The 365-nt window shown below is 67.1% G+C and carries 1 pseudogene; it reads right to left on the minus strand.

Features of this window, described 5'->3' with window-relative positions:
* Positions 1 to 365, minus strand: a pseudogene (locus tag KBI52_RS00630) (ABC transporter permease); the annotation flags it as partial.

The raw sequence follows: 365 nt of genomic DNA on the forward strand, positions 1-365 counted from the left end.
ACCGCGGAGAACGCACCATCGAGGTCGAAGGCGCCGGCCAGCGCCTTCTCCGGCATCCAGACGATGCCGAAGCGGCGGTCGTCCGGCATGATGTCGCCAGGACCGATTGCGTAGATGAACTCGGGCGAAAGCGCGATCCCGACGACCAGGAGTTCGCGCTTGCGGCCGTTCAGGACCGCCGAGAGACGGGCACCGGGGAGGAAGCCATGGGCGTTCGCGAAGCTCTCGCTGATCGCGACTTCCTCGACGCTTCCAGGCTCCGGCAGGCGCCCAGCCCGGACGTAAAGCTGATCGAGATGAGCCCTGCCGGGCTCCGGCAATGAGATGAACTGCCCAGTCGCGGGCTCGCGGAAGCCTGGGATGTC

The sequence above is a fragment of the Microvirga sp. HBU67558 genome (assembly GCF_018069605.1).
GTDB lineage: Bacteria > Pseudomonadota > Alphaproteobacteria > Rhizobiales > Beijerinckiaceae > Microvirga > Microvirga terrae.